The 1,020-nt window shown below is 46.6% G+C and carries 1 protein-coding gene; it reads left to right on the top strand.

Annotated elements, in window-relative coordinates; translation table 11 throughout:
• Positions 1-352 precede the first annotated feature (352 nt).
• The gene (locus tag BLR27_RS18370) at positions 353-991 is read left to right on the top strand and encodes a DUF6266 family protein (RefSeq protein ID WP_090707342.1); all 639 of its coding nucleotides are present in this window, start codon (positions 353-355) and stop codon (positions 989-991) included.
• Positions 992-1,020: the final 29 nt, after the last annotated feature.

Genomic DNA, 1,020 nt, shown 5'->3' with positions numbered 1-1,020 from the left:
TTTCTTCGGGAATTGTTAGGGAAGGCTTCGGGAAAAAGGCCTTTTCTTCGGGAAAGCTTCGGCTATTGCCGAACAGATGCTGAAGCCATGCTAAAGAATTGCGGGTAAAGACTGGGCGAGCCCCGGGATTATCCTGCCTTTTGTCTGCCGCTTGACTTTCTTTTGTCTGCCATCAGGCTTGGTCCATACCCCCTAACCTCTGGTTCGTGACGCTTCATTTTGCCGGCTTACCCGGCAAGTTTCGGCAAATTCAGGCAAGTTTCGGCAAAAATTTCAATGACTTTCACTTTCTCCCCAGGTTTGTGCTGTACCGGTACTTAATTATTTTTTTTAACCCTTAAAATCAAAAAACATGGGAACAATCAGAAATGGAGGCAATGGAGCCTTCTCCGGCAAGGCCGGAAGTTTTATTGGAAGTAGCTGGCGGGATATCAATTACATGCGTGGTATTCCAAAGATCAGTAAAAAGCCGAAAACCCTGAAACAACTGGAGCAGCAAGCAAAATTTGCTGCGGCAGTGAAATTCATTCAGCCTGTCAAGGACTTGCTGAACGTGGGTTTCGGCGGACAGAAACCTGGGAAAGCTTCAGGCTATAACCTGGCCTTAAAGCATGTATTAGAGAATGCAATAAGCGGTACCTATCCCGACTTAAGCATTGATTACACTAAGGCGCAATTTGCGAAAGGCAGTTTGGCTGCTCCGCTAGGTTCTGCCGTTCTTGCAGAGGCGGGGGAATTTTTGTTGTCCTGGTCGCCAGACCTGAATCCGTTTAATGCATTCATAGATGATGAAGCTACCGTATTGATTTACGATCCGGTGAGTAACATCTACATGAGCGGGCCGATTGGCATATTAAGGGTGGATGGTGAGATGACCATAAGCATCCCTTCAGCTTATCTGGGAAATACAGTTCATGTCTACATGTTCTTTATGTCCAGACAGGGCAAATTGTCAAACAGTGCTTATGTGGGGGAGTCAGTTGTTGTTTAATTAAGCAGTCGGCGGCTGAGATATGCCGC

It is taken from the genome of Daejeonella rubra, from assembly GCF_900103545.1.
In the GTDB taxonomy this organism is placed as follows: Bacteria; Bacteroidota; Bacteroidia; order Sphingobacteriales; family Sphingobacteriaceae; genus Daejeonella; species Daejeonella rubra.
This window is presented reverse-complemented; position numbering and strand designations above follow the sequence as displayed.

Coding starts and splice junctions, on each gene's coding strand:
- BLR27_RS18370 (WP_090707342.1), top strand. CDS start 353: ATGGGAACAATCAGAAATGGAGGCAATGGAGCCTTCTCCGGCAAGGCC.